Origin of the sequence: Mesorhizobium sp. B2-8-9 (assembly GCF_006439475.1) — a bacterium.
In the GTDB taxonomy this organism is placed as follows: domain Bacteria; phylum Pseudomonadota; class Alphaproteobacteria; order Rhizobiales; family Rhizobiaceae; genus Mesorhizobium.
This window is the reverse complement of sequence record NZ_VFTQ01000002.1, coordinates 310,793-328,898: the sequence shown is the minus strand read 5'-3', so window position 1 is coordinate 328,898 and position 18,106 is coordinate 310,793. Positions and strand designations below refer to the sequence as shown.

Genomic DNA, 18,106 nt, shown 5'->3' with positions numbered 1-18,106 from the left:
CAGGCTCGTCTACCCGTCAGGACGGTGACGGGTAGACGAAACCGAGCCTCGTCAGGTCGGCAGGTTCAATCAGCCCGAATCTTATTTTTTCTTGCGAGCGGCGGCTTCGGCGCGCACAGGCGCCTCGTTGATATTGGCCGCGCCGCCCATGTCGCCATTCTTGGTTCGTCCGGCCCCCGGCCCGGCGCCAATATCGGCGCCTGTGGTCGGATCGGAGGAGGGATCCGAAAGCGTCCGCTCTCCCATTTTTGCTACCACTTTCATGTCTTTGGCCGCCAGCTTGACTGTTGCTGTCCCATCGCCATCGTCCGCCGGCATGACTTCCTCAAGATCGTCCACGCGGTCCCATTCGTCTCCCGAATTCCATGGCCCATTCGTGTCCCCTTCACCCTGCGACGTGTTGACGTACATACTCGCATATTTCTCAATGCCGGGGAGCTTGCCCGTCGGAAAGTTGTTCTCGATCGCGTAGAGTGCTTTCTCGAAAGATTTTTGATGCGCGATTTCGCGCGTCATGAGGAATCCGAGGGCGTCTTTGACGCCGGGATCTTCGGTGATGTTGATCAGTCGCTCATAGACGATCTTGGCACGCGCCTCGGCGGCAATGTTAGATCGCAGATCGACGGTAGGCTCGCCGCGGGAATCGACATAGGCGGCAGTCCACGGGACTCCGGCCGAGTCGCACAACGCAGGTGCGCCGCCAAATAAGATGGACTCTTTGGCTGTCGTGCCGCTTGCGCCGACCATCAAGTACAGTTCGGCTTCTTTCATCTGCCCTTCGGCCAGCTGCGCCTTCAGGCCTTTGTTGAGCATGGTGACGATCGAGCCGACGACCTCGAGATGGCTGAGCTCCTCGGTCGCTATGTCGAGCAACATGTCCTTGCGGCCGACATCGTCTTCGCCTAGCCCTTGGGTGAAATAGCGCATTGCGGCGGCAAGCTCCCCATCGGCGCCGCCGAACTGCTCCATGATCATGCACGCCAGCCTCGGATTCGGCTCGGAAACACGAACGGTGTATTGCAGTCGTTTATTGTGCATGAACATGAGGCTTCCTCCAAGGGTTGGCGTTCCGTAACCTCCCAACACCTGGAATGTTCCTGCGTTTAAGACAGAATGACTTAAAACGTGCGTTTTCTGAATCCGCGGAGCCGCGTTGACGTCGCGTGCTCACCCGGATCCGACTTTGCACGAGAATTCCTGCAAGCTAACCTTTTGCAATACTTGAGTGGGAGGACCGAGACGATCAGAGCGCGTTGAGGCGCCGCCGTGTCAGTCGGGCCTGAAGGAGAACTACCACCAGGAGGAACAGTCCTCGGATCACTGATTGCCAGTAGGCTGAAAGCGAGATCCATCCCATCCCGTTCTCGAAATTCAGAACATTGAAAAGGATGCCGAGCAGGAGCACGCCGGCGAGCGTGGTCACAACCGAACCCGAGCCGCCGGTGAGCAGCGTCCCGCCGACCACAACGGCTGCGATGGCGAACAATTCCCACCCCACTCCTTCAATGGGCTGTCCCGCCCCAAACTGCGATGCCAGGATAACGCCGGCGAGCCCTGCCAATCCCCCGCTCGCGACATAGACCAAAAACTTCACAGGATCGGTCCGCAGGCCCATGAGACGCGAAGCATCCTCGCCGCCGCCGATTGCCAGCACCGCCCGTCCGGTGCCGGTGTAATTCAAGACAAGGGAACCAATGAGATATGCCACGACGGCGATCGCCGCCGGGATCGGAAACGTCCAGAAATTGCCTTGGCCGATGGCAGTGAAGCCCGATTCATAGGAGACCGAAACGGTCTGGTTGCCCGCAAGCAGGAGGGCCGAGCCACTGGCGGCCTGCATCGTGGCGAGAGTGGCTATGAACGGCATCAAATTGGCGCGTGTGACAAGGGTCGCATTGATGAACCCGGCGGCCAGCCCAGCGCCTATACCCGCCGCGAGACCAGGAACGATTCCATAAGGGCTTGCCAATGCCGAAGCCACGCTACCCAAGGCAGCGACGGAGCCCACGGAAAGATCGATTCCCCCTGTCATGATGACGAAGCACATACCAAGCGCCACCAGAGCGAACATGGAATTGTAACGCAGGAGAGTCATGACGTTGTAGAAGCTGAGGAACCGATCATAGCGCAGGAAACCGAATAGAATGAGCGCAGCGAGGGCGATCAATACGCCGTAGGTGCCAATAATGCGGACGAGGCGGGCACGATTCATAAGACTACCCGCGATGCTGCTGCTGCAGCCACACGGCGAGTGCGATGATTCCTGCCTTGACCACCAGGGCAGCGGCGTCAGGCACCCCGTTCGCCAGAAGGGTGTAGCGCACCAGTTGAATGGTAAGCGCGCCCAGCAGGCTACCGATGATGGTGGCCTTGCCGCCGCTGAGCAGAGTGCCGCCCACGGCAACCGCCGCGATGGCATCGAGTTCCATACCAAGGCCAACCAGGTTGGCGTCGCTGGAGGAGTTGATTGCAATCACAATTAGCCCGGCCAGCCCGGCGCAAAGGCCGCTTATGCCATAGACAGCAAGCTTGATCTTGGAGACTGCAATACCAGCGAGTTCGGAAGCCTTTTCATTGCCGCCGACCGCCAATATGCATCGCCCGAACAGCGTTTTTTTCAACGCCCATGCAGCTGCCGCGACAATGACAGCCATGATGATGACTTGGGCCGGGATGTCCAAGGGTCGGGCAAGGCCGATCCATTGAAATTCCGGTACGCGGAAGGTCTGCAGGTTCCCGTTCGTCATCACCTGAGCGATGCCGCGGCCCGCGATGAACAGAACCAGTGTCGCAACAATGGGCTGGATGCGGAAGCGGGCGACCAACCAGCCATTGAAGAGCCCCAACAGCCCGGCCACGAGTACTGAGACGATCATCGCGGCCGCCACGCCCAGGTAGATGCTTCCGATCGGAAGGATCTTGCCCATGAAGATCATCGGCGCCAGCGCACCCGAAATAGCCATCAGCGATCCGACGGAGAGATCGATGCCGCCCGTGGCAATGACGAGCGTCATTCCGACGGCTACGATGACGATCGTGCAGACCTGGGTGAGGTTGACGTTCAGCGTCTGCATTGTCGCGAAATTGCGTGTGAAGGCGAGGTTGAACGCAACCAGCAAGACAAGTGCGATCAAGGTCCCGTAGCGTGACAGAAAGCCGAAGAGGTCGAAGCTCCGCGCGACTGCATCCCGCTCCGCATATGACCTCGGCAGCTCGGTCATGTCGTGGCCCCCGAGGAAGCGCTTGTCCCGTGCGCCATCGCGGTCAGCACTTTTTCTTCGTTAGCGGCTTCAGCTTCCAACTCGGTCACGCTGACACCATCGCGCAAAACGAATATGCGATCCGCACCTTCGATCACTTCCTCAAGCTCTGACGAGATCATGAGCACGCCGAGGCCCTGATCTGCAAGTCTCCGGATCAGACGCTGGATCTCGCCCTTGGCACCCACATCGATTCCCCTTGTCGGCTCGTCGAGTATGAGCAGCTTCGGATTCATCGCCAGCCAGCGGGCAAGCAGCACTTTCTGCTGGTTCCCACCCGAAAGCTCCCGCACCTTCTGATTGGGTCCGGAGCATTTAATGCCGAGCTCGCGGATGAACCGCTCGACGATTTCGCGCTGACGCGAGTCGTCCAGCACGCCGTTGCGGCTGATTTTCGGAAGCAAGGCAAGAGTGAGGTTTTCTGCCACCGTCATCTCCGGCACGATACCTTCGCCCTTGCGATCCTCGGTGCAGAAACCCATGCCGGCGGCGATCGCGTCGGCGGGACGGTCGGGGTGGTACGCGGCACCCTCCATCGTCATCTGGCCGGCGCTTGGGCGATCGGCACCGAACACGAGCCTTGCAGTTTCGGTGCGACCCGCGCCGAGGAGGCCCGCAAACCCCGCGATCTCGCCGCGCCGGAGATCGAAGTTCACATTGCGGACAGCCTGCCCGGCCCCAAGCCCTCGGGCCGAAAACATCACATCCCCGATTCTAGAGCGGTCGCGCTCGCCGAAGGCTGTGGCGTGACCCTCGACAGCCGCGACATCGCGGCCAAGCATAGCTGCGACAAGTTCCAGTTTGCCGATTTCTTCCATTGCGGCGCTGCGCACGGTGCGGCCGTCGCGCATGATCGTGACCTGGTCGCAGACCTCATACAACTCGTCGAGCTTGTGGCTTACAAAAATGACGGACACCCCTTCAGCCTTCAACTGATGAATGACGCTGAACAGCACTCCCACTTCGCGTTCGTCGAGCGACGAGGTCGGTTCGTCCATAATGACAAGGCGCGCGGAGAACCCTATAGCCCGGGCGATCGCCACCATCTGCTGTGTTGCAGTGTTGAACTCGCCAAGCGGACGGCGAACATCGATGCCAATTGCGAAGCGGCTCAGCAGGCGCTCGGCGTCCGCGTGCATGGCATTCCAGTCGAGCAGGCCGTAACGGCGCTGTTCGCGACCCAGGCAAATGTTCTCCGTCACTGACCGTAGCGGGACCAGATTGATCTCCTGATAGATCGTGCTGATGCCGTTGACTTGTGCCTGGTGGGGCGAGTGGGCCTCAAAGGGCTCGCCTTCGAACAGCACTTGCCCGGCATCCTTGCGGTGGTATCCGGTCAAGACCTTGATCAGCGTTGATTTGCCCGCGCCGTTCTGGCCTATCAGGGCATGGACCTCGCCTGAGCGCACGCAAAGCGACGCGTCCGCCAGCGCCGGTATGCCGGCGAAACGCTTTTGGATGCCGCGCATGTCGAGAAGCAGCGGGGAAGGTCCGTCTGGCGGCCGCGTCATCGGCAAAGCTCCGAAAAAGCCTCCCCGCCGAGGCGGGGAGGCGCCTTTAACCAGATAATTCAGAACGCCGTACTGATCTTATCCTTTGCGTTCGTGCCGTCGTAGAAGTCATCGTCGTTCTTGATGAAAGGCGGGATTTGCTTCCCCGCGGCATAGTCGGCCATCGTGGCGAAAGCCTTCGGTCCGAAAAGCGGGCTGCAGCCGCAGATGGCGCCGATCTTGCCGTCGACGATTGCTTGCACGCCGTCCTTTTCGCCGTCGATCGAGACGATCAGCACATCTTTTCCGGGCGTCTTGCCGGCGGCCTCGAGAGCTGCGATCGCGCCGAGCGCCATCTCGTCATTATGGGCATAGATGATATCGGCTTCGGGATGCGCCTGCAGCAACGTCTCGGCCACCTGGCGGCCCTTGTCGCGAGCGAAGTCGCCCGACTGTGAAGCGACGATCTTGAATTCCGAATGCTTGGCGATGATGTCGTCAAATCCCTTCTTGCGGTCGTTGGCTGGCGAGGAACCGGTGGTGCCTTCCAGCTCGATGATCTTCGATTTTCCATTGGCGTTCTTCACCACCCATTCGGCGATGCGATTACCCTCATTGATGAAGTCGGAACCAATGAAGGTGACGTAATCCTGTCCAGGCTTGGCCATGGTGTGATCCACGTCGCGGTCAATGAGAAAGACCGGGATGCCGGCATCACGCGCGGCCAGGATGACCGGCACCAACGGCTTGTCCTCGCGGGGAGGCAGGAAAATCGCGTCGACGCCCTGCGCGATCATGGAGTTTACGTCGGAGGCCTGCTTGGCCGAGGATCCGGCGGCATCAGTATAAACGAGCTGATGGCCGAGCTTTGCAGCCTCATCCTGCATGCTTTTGGTTTCCGCTAGCCGCCATGGATTGTTGCTCTCGGTCTGGGCGAAGCCAACTTTATACTTGTCTTTCTTGGCAAGTGGCGGGAGCGCGGCGAAGGCGCGTGGAGCGAGGGTAAGAGCGGCCACGCCGACGGCGGAGCCTACCAACAATTTCCGACGGGTAATGATCATGCTTTCCTCCTTGGTTGTCGCGTTTTGACGCCGTTGAATATTCCTCGCCTATGGCGGGCTAGGTCAGCTCGCTTGCAGACTTCGCCCTCGATTGAGTCACTGCACCCGCTTCCAAAATGAAATCGGCGCAGCGGTCGCCCAGCATCATGGCGGGTGCAGCCGTGTTGCCGGCGTTGATGTTAGGGCACACCGACATGTCGGCAACGCGCAGGTTCTCTATCCCGCGCACCCGCATGGCCGCGTCCAGAACGGCCATTCGATCGCTGTCCGGGCCCATGCGGCAGGTGCCGGCCGGATGGTAATTCGTTTTGACGAAGCGCTTGCAGTGCCTTTCGAGCGCCGCGTCGCTGAGGTCGTCTTCCCGGGGGACGGCTACAGCCTTGATGCGATCCGCCAGCGGCTTCGCGTGGAATGCCTTCAGGAAATAGCGCTGGCCGGCAATCATCTGCTTCATGTCGTCTTGATGTTTGAGCAGGTGCGGAGAGACGACCGGCATGTCGTTCGGATCTGCCGAACGCAGCTTCACGAAGCCACGGGACTTCGGCTTGACAACCACGGTCGTCACAGTGAGGCCGTAGGTATTCTCGACCAGGGTCAGGATATCGCGGTCCAGGTACACATGGGGCACGCAAAACGCCTGGATCGTCGGTTCGCCATCCGGATCGGCCGGATTGACAAAAGCCCCAGCCTCGACCCCCGCGGACAGGATCGTACCGGCGCCGAACAGCTTGAAATGCAAGCCGTTCTTGATCATCCGCCAACCCTGGCCCTGCTTGAAGTAGCCATACGGGCCGTTTGCTGTGGCAATGATCGGCACTTCCGGATGGTCGATCAGGTTCTGGCCGACGCCTGGAAGGTCGACGACGCAGGCAATGTCATGTCTGGAAAGTTCCTCGGCCGGGCCAATACCCGACAGCATAAGGAGTTGCGGCGATACCAGCGCGCCCGACGAGACGATCACGTCGCCGTCCGCATAGGCCTCGTGCTCGGTTCCCGATTGGTCAGTGTAGATTACACCCTTTGCGCGCTCGTTCTGGATCAGCAACTGCCTCGCGGCAGAATTCAGCCTCAGCGTCAGCCTGGGATCCTTAGCCAATGGCTCGATAAACGCATAGGCAGCGCTGCTACGCTTCCCGCGCCGGTTCATGAACTGATAGAAGCCCACTCCGCGTTGCGACGGCCCGTTGAAGTCATGATTGTAGGGCAGTCCGAGCCGTTGGACCGCCTGTACAAACCAACGCGAAACGTCGTCAATGTGACCGGGATCGGAGACAAGCAACGGTCCTTCGCTGCCATGCAACTCGCCGCCGAGGCGGTTGTTGCCTTCCATGCCCGTGAAGTGGGGCAGCACCGCCTGCCAGTTCCAGCGGATGCCGGCATTGTTGCCGCGCAGCAACTCATCCCATTCGTCATAGTCCGAGGCACGGCCGCGCATATAGACCTGGGCGTTGACCGAGGTGCCGCCGCCCAGCACGTTGCCTTGCGAGATTTCGTGTTGACGTCCATCCAGATGCTGCTGCGGCTCGGTGCGGTAATAGCGCATGAACTTCGAGCCATTGATCATCTTGAAGATCCCCGGCGGCATATCGAGCAGCGGGTGGTGATGCGAATGCCCAGCTTCGAGAAGCAGGACCCGCCGTCCTGCCCTCACCAGCCGCGCCGCGACCACGCAACCCGCTGCTCCGCCGCCCACCACGATATGATCGTAAGTCTGCGTCATTCTCGCCGGTCCTCCCTCCGGCCCTCACGGCATTTCAAATGTGCCACGGACATACTCCCAGGCCGCGGAAAGATGATTGAGCAGCGCCCGCTCGGCGCCATCCGGATCTCGCTCGATGATCGCCATGCAGATTTCGCGGTGGCTCAGGAAATTGATGCGGTTGCGCTCGGGCGATCGGGGCATGCGCATCCAATGCGGCGACAGCCACGCGGTGAAGGCCTTGTGCACTGCGGGCATCACCGGGTTGCGCGTAATCTGGTAGAGCACGGCGTGAAATCCTACGTCGGTGGCATAGAATTTTTCCGAATCCGGTATCGCCGCCTCGTTCATCTCGAGCGCTGATCTGAGCGTGGCCACGTCGTCCTTGCGCGCATGGATGGCGGCGTTGCGCGCAAGAGCGGCTTCAAGAAAGACCCGGGTATCGTAGAGGTTTTTCACTCCCGCCTGAGCGCTTAGCAGGTGGCCGACAACACCTTCCAAAGCGCCGAGCGCCGCGTCCAGCCCCGGCCGGCGGACCACTGGGCGAAAGCGTGGACGCGCTTCGATAAGACCGCGGCTTGCCAGGCGAGCGACCGCTTCACGCACCACGCCGCGGCCAACCCCGTACTCGGCCATCAATTCGCGCTCAGCCGGCAGGAAACTGCCGTCGCCGAGCTTGCCGGAGGCGATATCCGCTTCGATTCCAATCACCATGGCGTCTGCCGCGCGAGCAGCTCCGCTCGTGGGCCGCGTTCCAAGATGCTGTGGTGTACTTAACAAGCCGTCCTCCACTTCACGCAGTCATTAATGCGCAGATCGGACCAAAGCACAAGGTCCAGCGAGTTATCATCGGACCAAAAGCGCGGTGGGATCACCGATCTGGTTGCGATCAGCCCGATAGAGTGCAATTATGGTATGACGAAAATAGGTCAGGCGGCGAGAGCCTCGCAATGGGCGATACAATAATCACGGACGTAGAGGTTCGGCTTTTCCGGGTGCCGCTGCGTGAAGTAATGACCGACGCCAAGCATGGTGCTCACACGCATTTTGAGCTGGTGACAGCGACCCTGAGGCTGGCGGACGGCAGCGAAGGGACTGGTTACACCTACACTGGAGGTAAAGGTGGGCATGCGATCGGAGCCATGATCGTCCACGATCTGGCGCCGTTCCTGAAAGGACGGGACGCGACCGACATCGAGGCGCTCCATGATGGGATGCTATGGCACATCCATTATGTTGGACGCGGCGGCATCGCGTCCTTTGCGATTTCTGCGCTCGACATAGCGCTCTGGGATTTGCAGGGCCGGCGCATCGGCCGACCACTCTGGGAAATGGCGGGCAGGGCCGGCAAGACAGCCAAGGCATATCGCGGCGGCATCGACCTGAACTTCTCCCTCGATCAGTTGCTGGCGAGCATCGATTCCTATCTCGCCGCCGGGTTCAATGCTGTGAAGATCAAGGTCGGCAAAGACGACCTCGCGGAGGATGTCGCCCGAGTTAAGGCGATCCGCGAGCGCATCGGGCCGCACACTCCGTTCATGGTGGACGCCAATTACGCGCTCGACATTCATCGGGCGATCGAAGCGGCGAAAGCATTCGCGCCTTACGAGCTGCTCTGGTTCGAGGAGCCTATCATACCGGATGATTACCGGGGCTACGCAGCCATTGCCGAGGCAACGGGCATGCCGCTGGCCATGGGCGAGAACCTGCATGTGATCGAGGAGTTCGAGCATGCCTTCGCGTGGTCGAAGCTATCCTACATCCAACCAGACGCGTCGAACTGTGGCGGCATCACAGGCTGGTTGCGGGTCGCCAAGCTTGCGCGCAAGGCTGGAATTCCGGTGTGCAGCCACGGCATGCAGGAACTACATGTCAGTTTGGTCGCAGGCCAATCAAACGCTGGTTGGGTGGAGGCGCACAGTTTCGACATCGACCTGTACACCACTCGTCCGCTCAGGCTGCAGGATGGGCTGGCAGTCGCCCCAGACGAGCCAGGCATTGGTGTCAGCTTTGACTGGCGTAAGCTGGATGGCTTTGAGGAGAGGGTCTAAGCCAGATCGGTAACGGACCGACCTGGCCCGAAAGAGCCAGCTTGCCGAGCGGACCAGCCACGGTCGCTTCGAAGCGTCGAGAGGCTATCGCGCTGGAAAAGGAGCGCGCCGCGAATAAGCAGCACCCGCCGAACGGCGAGTGGCTGGTCCACGGCGGCCGATCAAGTGACCTCCCGGCAGAAGCGAATGACATATCGCTGATTGGGCTGTCGCAGGCGGAAGCGGAGCACCTGGCCAATGAGGCAAATGTCCGACTGCTACTATCGCGCAAGGTATCAACTTTTTTGCGAGACCTCGTCCCTCAGCCCATTGCGATCACTCAAATTTAAATGCGCTGGCATCCGAAGTGCTCACAATGGCTGAATGCCACGGTACGTTTTCGAAGTTACGAGAAACGGGCAGCGATTTGCCGATGCGTGGGTTGAACTGGACAGCCTGCGCGACATGCGACGAGAAGCGCTTAAGACGCTGCACGACATCGCCGTCGACGAAATGGCTGAGAGCGACGTCGATGAGACCCTGGCGATCTCGGTCCATGATGAAACCGGCAGGGCGATATATTCAGCAACTCTCACGGTCTCACAATCGTTGCCGCTCTTGCACCTGGTTGGCCGGTGAGAGGCGTCGCAGGAGGTTGCGTCGAAGTGGTCCGCCGCCGAACATTCTTGGGTGGGCCGTCATCGGGGGGCCATGATCAGTGCGGCGTCACGTGGGGTTGTGGCGCCGATCCGCCGGAAAACGAAGCTTTCATTTCCCTCCGGCGCTGCCTGCGCGGCGTCGGTCAGCATCGCCATTCGCTTGTGGATCGGCGACTTGATGCAGGCCGGATCCGTTGCCGCTGCATCGCCGGCGATCGCCATCGCCTGACACCTGCAGCCGCCCCAATCGATCTCACGCCGCTCGCAGCTTCGGCACGGCTCCTGCATCCAGTCGGTGCCGCGGAAGGCGCTGAATGCCGGTGAGTCGGCCCAGATTTCGGCGAGCCTGCGGTCTCCGAAGCGCTCGAAGCGCAGCGAGGGAATGGTCTGGGCGGCATGGCACGGCAACACGGTGCCGTCGGGCGCCACCATGAAGGCGTCGCGCGCCCAGCCCCCCATGCATGGCTTGGGATACACGGCAAAATAATCCGGCGTGACGAAATCGATGTTCATGATGCCGGCGAGCCTTTCGCGCGCCGCCGTGACGATGTCCGCCTGCCGGTCGACCGCTGCCAGGTCGGGCATCAGCCTGTCGCGGTTGGCGAGCGCCCAACCGGCATATTGGACATTGGCGATCTCCAGCCGCTCCGCATCTAAGGAGAGGGCGAGATCGATGAATTCCGGCACTTCCTCGATGTTGTGACGATGGACCGGCGCATTGATGGTGAGGGGTAGCCCGGCCGCGCGGGCGCGGCGTGCCGTCTCCAGCTTCTTCTCGTGGCTGCCCCGGTGGTTGCCGATACGGTCGGTGGTCGCCGGACGGGCGCCCTGGAAGCTTAGTTGCAGGTGGTCGAGACCGGCTTCGGCAAAGGCCTCGATGCGGCCCTCGGCAATGCCGACGCCGGCGGTGATGAGGTTGGTGTAGACGCCGCGCGCCGAAAGCCCGGCGATCAATTGCTCGAGGTCGCGACGCAGCGTCGGCTCGCCGCCGGAAAGATGCACCTGCAGGACACCGAGATCGGCGGCCTGCGAGAACAGATCGAGCCAGGTCTGCGTGTCGAACTCGTGGTTGGCCTTCAGCAGTTCGAGCGGATTGGAGCAATAAGGACACTGCAGCGGGCAGCGATGCGTCAGTTCCGCCAGCATGCCGATCGGAGGCAGGATGGGCGCACTCATAGCTTCACCAAAAGCTTGTCCGACCATTCCTGCAGGAAGGCGATGACGTCGGCCGCCACGTCCTCCGGATCCGCGTCATAGTCGGCCGCAAGATCGGCAATGATGCGCTCGACGATGGACCGGCCGTCGCAGCGGCGCAGTATGTCGAGACTGATCTCGTTCGGCCAGAATACCTTCTCCGGCGAAAGCACCGCGAAGACCTGCCGCACGGGATCGTACTGGATGCGCACATGCCTGGGCAGCGATGGCGCCGACCGCAACGACACGATGGCCCTTTCCCGTAGTGCCGTCATAAGGCGGCCTCCGGGCGGAAGGCGCCGGGCGGTATGTTTCCCGGCGCGCCATATGCATGCTGGAGCGCATCGAGCATGGCCCAGAGTATGTCGCATTTAAACACCAGCGCATCGATCGCCTGCTGCTGGCGTTCAGCCGTGTCGGCATGGGCGAGCACGTAGGCGAGGGCGAAGTCGGCGTCGCGCGCTGCCTGTTCGGGCCGCCGGGTGAAATAGGCGAGCGTATCCTCGGTGATGTAGTCGTATCTGGCCAGCATCGCCGGCACCCGCTCGCCAATGATCGTCGGCGAGAACATCTCGGTCAGCGATGACGCGACCGCCTCGAGCAGCGTATGGTTCGTGCAGAAGGAAAGATAGGCGCCGACGGCGAAACGGGTCGCCGGCAGGGCCAGCTTTTCGCCCTTGACGGCTTCGGCATCGAGCCCAAGAGAGCTCGCCAGGTGCAGCCAGCGCGCGATGCCGCCGCTCCATCCGTCCTCGCCGTCATGGTCCTCGATGCGTTTGCGCCAGGCGGCGCGGAACGCCGGATCCTCGGCGCGCGCCAGGATCATGGCGTCCTTGCGCGGAATGACGGCCTGGTAGCAATAACGGTTCAGCGCCCAGGCCTGCATTTCGGCCTTCGACAGGGCGCCGCCGGTCATTCTGTGATGGAAAGGATGGCGGTTGTGATAGCGCTCGTCGCCGACCCGCCGCAGCACGGCCTCGAGCTCGCTCTTGGACAGTCCGCCTCGGGCCGCGTCGTGGAAATCGCTCACAATTCAAGCTCCATGCCATCGCTGGCGACTTCCCAGCCAGCCGCCTTGACCGCCGCGTGTTCGGCGGAATTCTCGTCCAGCACAGGATTGGTGTTGTTGATATGGATGAAGATACGGCGACCGATCTTCACATCGGCCAGGTCGGCAATCGAACCTGCTTCTCCGGACATTGCGATGTGCCCCATGCGCGCGCCGGTTTTCTGGCCGACGCCGGCCGTGATCATCTCCTCGTCCATGTAGACGGTGCCGTCGAACAGAAGGCAGGCAGCACCGGCCAGGCGCGCGCGCAGCGCGGCATCGATGCGCGCGCAGCCCGGAACGTAGAAAACCGGGGCACGACCGCCGTTCTCGCTGATGCGGACGCCGATCGTGTCGCCGGTGTCCGAGCTGAAATCGGCGGCGGGATCGCCTCTTTGCTCGAGGTAGAGCGCTATCTTGCCCGGCACCGGAAAGCTGCCGACGATCACGCCGGTCGGGTGGCCGTCCGCGCCGCAGACTGCCATTTCCTGTGTCGGCGCCAAGAGACGCCGTGGCACGATCGCCGGATCAAGGACATTGAAGATCGAATTGGCCGCCAGTGTCGCGAGCACCTGCGCGGTCGCATAGATCGCGAAAGGCTGCCGCTCACGCAGGCTGAGCAGGCCGGCGACATGGTCCACGTCGGCATTGGTCAGCACCACCGCGCGGATAGGCGTCGAGCGCAGCGGTGCGTCGGCCGCGGGCTGAAGCTCGGGCGCTTGCGCAATCTGCTGGCGGATATCGGGCGACGCGTTGAAGAGGACCCAACCTGTCCCGTCCGCCGATACGGCGATGGAGGATTGGGTTCGCGAACGCACGCCGGCCATGCCCATGCGAGCCGCGCGGCTCAGGCGGTAATTGCAATTCCACTGCGGAAAGCCGCCTCCCGCCGCCGATCCGATGATCTTCACGCGCATGGCAATGCATGCCCAGCGGGCCAACTGACCGGCGCCACTTTTGCGGCTGCGGTCGATTTGCGTCCGCGTCTTCTGATATCGCAAAGAATTGCATGCCCCGTTGAGCAGGGCATGCAAATTCACGGGCTACTTTTTCGGCCGGATTTCAGCAGGCAGATATCGCGATATCTCGAAGCCCGCCGCCACCTGACACATGGTTGGTTTCTTCCAGGTCTTCTTCATCGAGTTCTCCTTCTGCAACCATAAGATCGACGGCCGCCGTTAGGGCCAAATGGTCCACTTTGCTAGGCCGCCTGCAAAGCACGTTGATTGGCGTCGCTCTCGCCAAGAGCGTTGAGCGCCTCGTCGGTTGCCGATTCTTCCTTCAACGTTTGTCGGAGCAGCGGAAGAGCATCCTTGAGACCGAGTTGTTCGGCCCATGCGATCAGCGTGCCGTAGCGCGCGATTTCATAATGCTCGACCGCTTGCGCGGCGCCAACCAGCCCTGCGTCAAGCGCCGGCTCGTCCTTGTACTCTTCGAGGATTTCCGAGCCCTCCTCGATGATGCCGTCGATAGCAGGGCAGGTCTTGCCCCTGGCCGGCTTGCCGAGCATGTCGAAGACTTGTTCCAGGCGGTCCACCTGGTCTTCAGTTTCCTTGAGGTGCTTTTCGAAAGCGGCGCTTATCTTTTCGGACTGTGCTGCTTTCGCCAGCTTTGGCAAAGCCTTCAGGATCTTTTTTTCAGCGTAATAAATGTCTTTTAGTCCGTCCAGGAACAGGCTTTCCAAGCCGTTCGAGGTCGCGGACGAAGCTTTTTTCGGCATCTTAGGTCCTCCTTGGGTGTAGGGATGCGCCTGCGGCACTCTTCCTAATCCGCCCGGGGACCCGAAGTTCCGACAAGAGTGTCATCATCGCTGGCGCCGTACCCACAACGACTTAGCTCCGAAGGCAGTCCGGTTGAGGAGACGTCAACTTCCGACTCGTCCGACATCGCGCATCCGCTCGATTTCCTCCGGCTCTTTGTCGTCCATTCCGGCGATCTCGTTGCGAGCCTTGTCGTTCGCCTTGATCAGCTCATCGAGTTTCGCCTGCAATGCTTGGGTGTCGCGATGCTCGGCCCTTTGAATAAACAGCGTCATTGCCCAGGTGATCAGCGTCGCGGCGCCGTGCCAGTCAAGTGTCTCCCGCTCGAAGACGTACCAGGCAAGAGTGTAGCCGCCCAAAATCAAAAAGGCCGCCGGTCGGGACGTCAGTGTGCCGACTTTGGTCAGCGCTTCTCGAAGCTGCAATGTTGCCATGCCTGCGAACGGCTGAGCGCAAGCCGGGTTCCCGCTGGATACGTTGGGCTGGAACCTAGCTCGAGGCGGGAACGTCCCCCTCGTGTCAAGCGCTCTCGCCGTGGAAAGCCATCGAGTGTGTCCCCAGAGTGTTCAAGCTCCCCACCGTGCAGCGATCCGCCCATTCCCCGCCGTTTCGGATTTACGGAACATCGGCGTCATCGTCCAGTTATCTCGCGTCGAGGAGGAGGTGCTCCATGAACGCGACAAAGGAATTCCTGCGAAGCTGGCTGGAAGAGAATGTCGGCAACTTGCCGACCGACACCGAGATCAGCGTTGCGATGCTGGCGCAGCAATTCGAGCAAGACGCCGATGCCGCCGGCTACGGTCGCGAGGTGCGCGAGCAGGAGGTGGGCAACATTGAGGACGCCATCCAACGTGCACTAGACAAAGCCGGCGAGGAAAACAGAGGGTCGGAATCCAGTGCTGATCACGAGAATTCGCTGGCGCCTGTCATCGATGCCCTGGAAGATGTCGAGCCTGAACAGGATGATGCCGAGGGCTCCGGCAAGCCGGCTGTCTAGTCTAGCGGTTCTCCTTGGTCAGCGTCGAAATTACCGCGTCCAGAACCGTCTTTGGGCAAGTCTCTCCTTCGCGCAGCGCTTCGAACAGGGAGGTCACCAAGCTTTCCAGCGTTCCGCCGTGATCCTTCGACAGTTTCGAAGCTGCCTGCGTTAGCGCTTCGAATTCCAAAAGACTGAGTTGAGAGTGGCGCGTCATGGTTCCTTCGTCGCGAGGCGGACGCAGGACGCAACCGGACGCTTGCCGCACTCGTAGAAGTGCAGCGGTTCAGCCTCAACCACATTTGTTGCAAGAGGCTGTTGCTTCTCCCGGCTGCGGAGCAGTAACGAGGTCGATCCCGCTGCCCACGGAACAAAGGCCGGCCACAGAGGTTTGGCCGGCTTCCAACCTGCCCGGAAGTCAGCAGACATCCGATGAAAGCGGAGAAGGTGCTCAATGACGAAGCCCCGCCAAAACGACGATCCCGCGCGATCAACCCCAAGCAGCGATCGGACCGGCCAGCAAACAGGAGCGGACAGGGATTCGCCGCAGGAAGATCCGGTTGAAGGCTCGCGCAAGATTGTGGATCGCGAGCTCGCCCGGCAAAAGCCGTCGGCGGGGGCTGATAAGAAGGAGGCCGAGCAGAGCCTGCGCGACCAAGTCGAGGACGAGACCGAGCTGCCTCAGAAAGGGTCGGCCTGATAGCGAGCAGGGCGGCTGTAAAGTGGCCTGCTCCGCCACACCGCCTGATTTCCAACGATGACGGCAAAGTTCAGGAAGAACCTGCTTCTGTTGCTTGCGGCGGCAGCGGTTGGCTTGTCCCTGTACAATGGCCAGCTTGCGCGACGGGCGTTGGCCGCACGTCCGCTCGGGCGCTTCATCCATCTCCGGGGAACGAAGCTGCATTTCCTGGAGGCGGGCAATGGGCAACCGCTTCTGCTGTTGCACGGCAATGGCGCCTCGGCGGAAGACTTCACGACAAGCGGCATCTTCGGCAGAGCCGCCGCCAGATATCGCGTACTTGCCTTCGACAGGCCCGGCTTCGGCATGAGTCCACGCCCGGCCGGCAGACCTTGGACCGCAGCTGCCCAGGCCGACGTCATCGATGCCGCGGTCGCGAAACTCGGTATCGGGCGCTACATGGTTGTCGGCCATTCCTGGGGTGCAGCGGTGGCGCTCGAGATGGCGCGCCGGCATCGCCGGTCGGTAGCTGGCGTCGTTGTCGTCGCCGGCTATCATTACCCGTCGCCGAGACTGGCCCTTGCCATCTCCGCGCTGCCGGCGGTTCCACTGCTCGGGACGGTGCTGCGCCACGCTTTGCTGCCTTCGCTGGTCAGGCTGAACTGGCATTGGGCGATGAAGCAGATTTTTCATCCGGCAACGGTCGCGATGCCTTTTGCGGCGATGACAAGAGGATTGGCGAGCCGGCCCTCGCAGCTGCGCTCCATATCCGCTGAATCCTTTCTGATGCTGGTATCGGCACTCTTCCCAAATCGCCGATATGCCGACATCGCCGTCCCTGTCGGGATAATTGCCGGCGCGGGCGACCAGCTGTTCGATGCCAAGGCCGAGGCGCTGCGGCTGCAATCAGAGATAAGCCACTCGCTCGTAGAAATCGTTTTGGATGCGGGACATATGGTGCATCAAAGCAATCCGCAGGTGATCCTAGCGATGATCGACAACGTTGCGGCTCTTGCCAACATTGGTCACATGGCGAAGCAACCGGCTCGCACGACATGATTAGGTGCGCGGCCCGCGGAACAACGTAATACGGCCGAGCTTCGGCTGGCTTCCAACGGAGAACCAGCCACGTATTTTACCGACAAAGAAATTGCAATTCCCGGTCAGGGCGGAAAGCCGAACCCTATCTTCGCGCGCGCCCTGCAACAGGCAATCGGCGGCGCAAAACCCGAACACGGAGGAACTTTCGCGTGGCTGCGGCTTGATCTTCGGGATTTGATGCGATTGCAGCGAGGGGAAGATGTTGCGCACCGTTGCCCGGCCGAGCCGGGCTTTCCTGCCCCTGCTGGCGCTGGCGCTTGCCTCTTGCTCCTCGTCTGAAACCATTGACCAGCAATCGAAGCGTGCGGCCTCGACGGCGCAGGCGGCAGTGCTGTTGAGCGACGCCTGGCTCTCCGGCGCCGCGCCGTCCCATTATGCGTCCTCTGCATTGCAAACCTTCGCCGAGACACTCGCCGACGCCGGCCGGCAAGTGGAATCGGCGTCTCCCTCCGACCGGGGAAAGCGAGATTCGTTGGCAGCGGCTGTTACCCGGCTGTCGAATGCGGCAAGGCGGGCCAAGGACGCGGTCGAGGCCGAACAGGATGCCCAGGTCGGTCAGGCGCAACAGGAGCTTCGGGCCGCGCAAGGCGATCTCGCTGCGGCCTATCGCCAGTATTTTGCGCAGCAGTAATGAAGAAGCTGCTCGAAATTTCACTCGGTGTCGTGACCAGCGTCGGCGGCTTCGTGGAGGTCGGCTCGATGGCAACGGCGGCGCAGGCCGGTGCATTGTTCCGCTACCAGCTCATCTGGGCGAGGATGGCGACTGTAAATTTCGAGCATCTTGCCGGCAGGCCCGTATTTTCCGAGCGCGGCAGGAGCATCGGCTATATCGAAGAGATCGTCGCGGAGCGGGACGGCGACGATCTCGTCGTCACCGAATTCCATATCGGCATCTTCGCCGCATTGGAGCGCTTGTCCGCGTCGACTGTCGGCACCGCATTGCTCGACTTCTTCGCGCTGAGGCGCCGCGAGGGCCTTTATCGCATTCCCTGGGACAAGATCGATATTTCCGATCCGACACACCCCAGGCTGCTTGCCCAGACGAGGAGCTTGCCGCTTTGAGGGCAAAGCCCATGGGCAAATGAGAACTCGCTAAAAAGCTGCTCGTCCTGGGGAACATCGTAGCCGGCCGGAAGTTCGGATTGCATC

At 61.4% G+C, this 18,106-nt stretch carries 23 protein-coding genes; 6 read left to right on the top strand and 17 right to left on the bottom strand.

Translation table 11 applies throughout. The annotated features are described in order from the left end of the window. Nucleotides 1–81: 81 nt before the first annotated feature. The 7 genes from FJ423_RS03840 to FJ423_RS03810 form a co-directional block, all read right to left on the bottom strand. Nucleotides 82–1,044, bottom strand: coding sequence for a manganese catalase family protein (locus FJ423_RS03840; protein WP_140839334.1), 963 nt, complete (start codon nt 1,042–1,044; stop codon nt 82–84). Nucleotides 1,045–1,243: 199 nt separating this feature from the next. Next, nucleotides 1,244–2,212, bottom strand: coding sequence for an ABC transporter permease (locus tag FJ423_RS03835; protein ID WP_140839332.1), 969 nt, complete (start codon nt 2,210–2,212; stop codon nt 1,244–1,246). Between the two features lie 4 nt (nt 2,213–2,216). Continuing rightward, complete coding sequence (locus tag FJ423_RS03830; RefSeq protein WP_140839330.1) at nt 2,217–3,221, bottom strand: ABC transporter permease; 1,005 nt, start codon at nt 3,219–3,221, stop codon at nt 2,217–2,219. Next, on the bottom strand, nt 3,218–4,771 hold the full coding sequence (locus tag FJ423_RS03825) for a sugar ABC transporter ATP-binding protein (RefSeq protein ID WP_140839329.1): 1,554 nt from the start codon (nt 4,769–4,771) through the stop codon (nt 3,218–3,220). The genes FJ423_RS03830 and FJ423_RS03825 overlap by 4 nt, the downstream gene beginning before the upstream one ends. Nucleotides 4,772–4,830: 59 nt before the next feature. Continuing rightward, on the bottom strand, nt 4,831–5,811 hold the full coding sequence (locus FJ423_RS03820) for an ABC transporter substrate-binding protein (RefSeq protein ID WP_095768517.1): 981 nt from the start codon (nt 5,809–5,811) through the stop codon (nt 4,831–4,833). A gap of 58 nt (nt 5,812–5,869) precedes the next feature. Beyond that, nucleotides 5,870–7,531, bottom strand: coding sequence for a GMC family oxidoreductase (locus FJ423_RS03815; protein WP_140839328.1), 1,662 nt, complete (start codon nt 7,529–7,531; stop codon nt 5,870–5,872). 24 nt (nt 7,532–7,555) lie between these two features. Continuing rightward, entirely contained in the window at nt 7,556–8,302 is a 747-nt protein-coding gene (locus tag FJ423_RS03810; protein ID WP_246680078.1) for an FCD domain-containing protein, read from the bottom strand. Nucleotides 8,303–8,460: 158 nt separating this feature from the next. On the opposite strand from FJ423_RS03810, the gene FJ423_RS03805 reads away from it, so the two are divergent. Then, complete coding sequence (locus tag FJ423_RS03805) at nt 8,461–9,561, top strand: mandelate racemase/muconate lactonizing enzyme family protein (protein ID WP_140839327.1); 1,101 nt, start codon at nt 8,461–8,463, stop codon at nt 9,559–9,561. A gap of 315 nt (nt 9,562–9,876) precedes the next feature. On the opposite strand, the gene FJ423_RS03800 is transcribed toward FJ423_RS03805, so the two are convergent. The 8 genes from FJ423_RS03800 to FJ423_RS03765 form a co-directional block, all read right to left on the bottom strand. After that, a complete protein-coding gene (locus FJ423_RS03800; protein WP_140839325.1) occupies nt 9,877–10,098 on the bottom strand; it encodes a hypothetical protein in 222 nt (73 codons plus the stop codon). A 140-nt stretch (nt 10,099–10,238) separates the two neighbouring features. Further along, nucleotides 10,239–11,375, bottom strand: coding sequence for a pyrroloquinoline quinone biosynthesis protein PqqE (gene pqqE, locus FJ423_RS03795; RefSeq protein ID WP_140839323.1), 1,137 nt, complete (start codon nt 11,373–11,375; stop codon nt 10,239–10,241). After that, nucleotides 11,372–11,668 (bottom strand): pyrroloquinoline quinone biosynthesis peptide chaperone PqqD, encoded by a 297-nt coding sequence (pqqD, locus tag FJ423_RS03790; RefSeq protein ID WP_140839321.1) that lies wholly within the window; start codon nt 11,666–11,668, stop codon nt 11,372–11,374. The genes pqqE and pqqD overlap by 4 nt, the downstream gene beginning before the upstream one ends. Next, on the bottom strand, nt 11,665–12,423 hold the full coding sequence (gene pqqC / locus FJ423_RS03785; RefSeq protein WP_140839319.1) for a pyrroloquinoline-quinone synthase PqqC: 759 nt from the start codon (nt 12,421–12,423) through the stop codon (nt 11,665–11,667). The genes pqqD and pqqC overlap by 4 nt, the downstream gene beginning before the upstream one ends. Next, nucleotides 12,420–13,358: a pyrroloquinoline quinone biosynthesis protein PqqB gene (gene pqqB, locus FJ423_RS03780; protein ID WP_140839533.1), complete on the bottom strand. Its 939-nt coding sequence runs from the start codon at nt 13,356–13,358 to the stop codon at nt 12,420–12,422. The genes pqqC and pqqB overlap by 4 nt, the downstream gene beginning before the upstream one ends. A gap of 126 nt (nt 13,359–13,484) precedes the next feature. Continuing rightward, nucleotides 13,485–13,580, bottom strand: coding sequence for a pyrroloquinoline quinone precursor peptide PqqA (locus FJ423_RS03775; RefSeq protein WP_108702850.1), 96 nt, complete (start codon nt 13,578–13,580; stop codon nt 13,485–13,487). Between the two features lie 62 nt (nt 13,581–13,642). Further along, nucleotides 13,643–14,161, bottom strand: coding sequence for a ferritin-like domain-containing protein (locus FJ423_RS03770; RefSeq protein ID WP_095768525.1), 519 nt, complete (start codon nt 14,159–14,161; stop codon nt 13,643–13,645). 144 nt (nt 14,162–14,305) lie between these two features. Further along, nucleotides 14,306–14,635 (bottom strand): low affinity iron permease family protein, encoded by a 330-nt coding sequence (locus FJ423_RS03765; protein WP_095768526.1) that lies wholly within the window; start codon nt 14,633–14,635, stop codon nt 14,306–14,308. A gap of 236 nt (nt 14,636–14,871) precedes the next feature. Between FJ423_RS03765 and FJ423_RS03760 the strand changes: the two genes are divergently transcribed. Next, the gene (locus FJ423_RS03760) at nt 14,872–15,198 is read left to right on the top strand and encodes a DUF768 domain-containing protein (RefSeq protein ID WP_095768527.1); all 327 of its coding nucleotides are present in this window, start codon (nt 14,872–14,874) and stop codon (nt 15,196–15,198) included. 1 nt (nt 15,199) lies between these two features. Here FJ423_RS03760 and FJ423_RS03755 read toward each other — a convergent pair whose 3' ends face one another. After that, a complete protein-coding gene (locus tag FJ423_RS03755; protein WP_140839317.1) occupies nt 15,200–15,394 on the bottom strand; it encodes a hypothetical protein in 195 nt (64 codons plus the stop codon). Nucleotides 15,395–15,631: 237 nt separating this feature from the next. Here FJ423_RS03755 and FJ423_RS03750 point away from each other — a divergent pair, with 237 nt between their 5' ends. Beyond that, nucleotides 15,632–15,877, top strand: a complete 246-nt coding sequence (locus FJ423_RS03750) for a hypothetical protein (RefSeq protein WP_140839315.1) — start codon at nt 15,632–15,634, stop codon at nt 15,875–15,877. 57 nt (nt 15,878–15,934) lie between these two features. Continuing rightward, nucleotides 15,935–16,915: an alpha/beta hydrolase gene (locus FJ423_RS03745; protein ID WP_140839313.1), complete on the top strand. Its 981-nt coding sequence runs from the start codon at nt 15,935–15,937 to the stop codon at nt 16,913–16,915. Here the strand turns inward: FJ423_RS03745 and FJ423_RS03740 are convergent, their stop codons facing one another. Further along, nucleotides 16,916–17,167, bottom strand: coding sequence for a hypothetical protein (locus FJ423_RS03740; RefSeq protein ID WP_140839311.1), 252 nt, complete (start codon nt 17,165–17,167; stop codon nt 16,916–16,918). It abuts the gene before it with no gap. Between FJ423_RS03740 and FJ423_RS03735 the strand changes: the two genes are divergently transcribed. Together FJ423_RS03735 and FJ423_RS03725 are read left to right on the top strand one after the other, a co-directional pair. Further along, nucleotides 17,157–17,588, top strand: a complete 432-nt coding sequence (locus tag FJ423_RS03735; protein ID WP_140839309.1) for a hypothetical protein — start codon at nt 17,157–17,159, stop codon at nt 17,586–17,588. The genes FJ423_RS03740 and FJ423_RS03735 overlap by 11 nt on opposite strands. Further along, nucleotides 17,588–18,019 (top strand): hypothetical protein, encoded by a 432-nt coding sequence (locus FJ423_RS03725; RefSeq protein ID WP_246680077.1) that lies wholly within the window; start codon nt 17,588–17,590, stop codon nt 18,017–18,019. The genes FJ423_RS03735 and FJ423_RS03725 overlap by 1 nt, the downstream gene beginning before the upstream one ends. Nucleotides 18,020–18,106 lie beyond the last annotated feature (87 nt).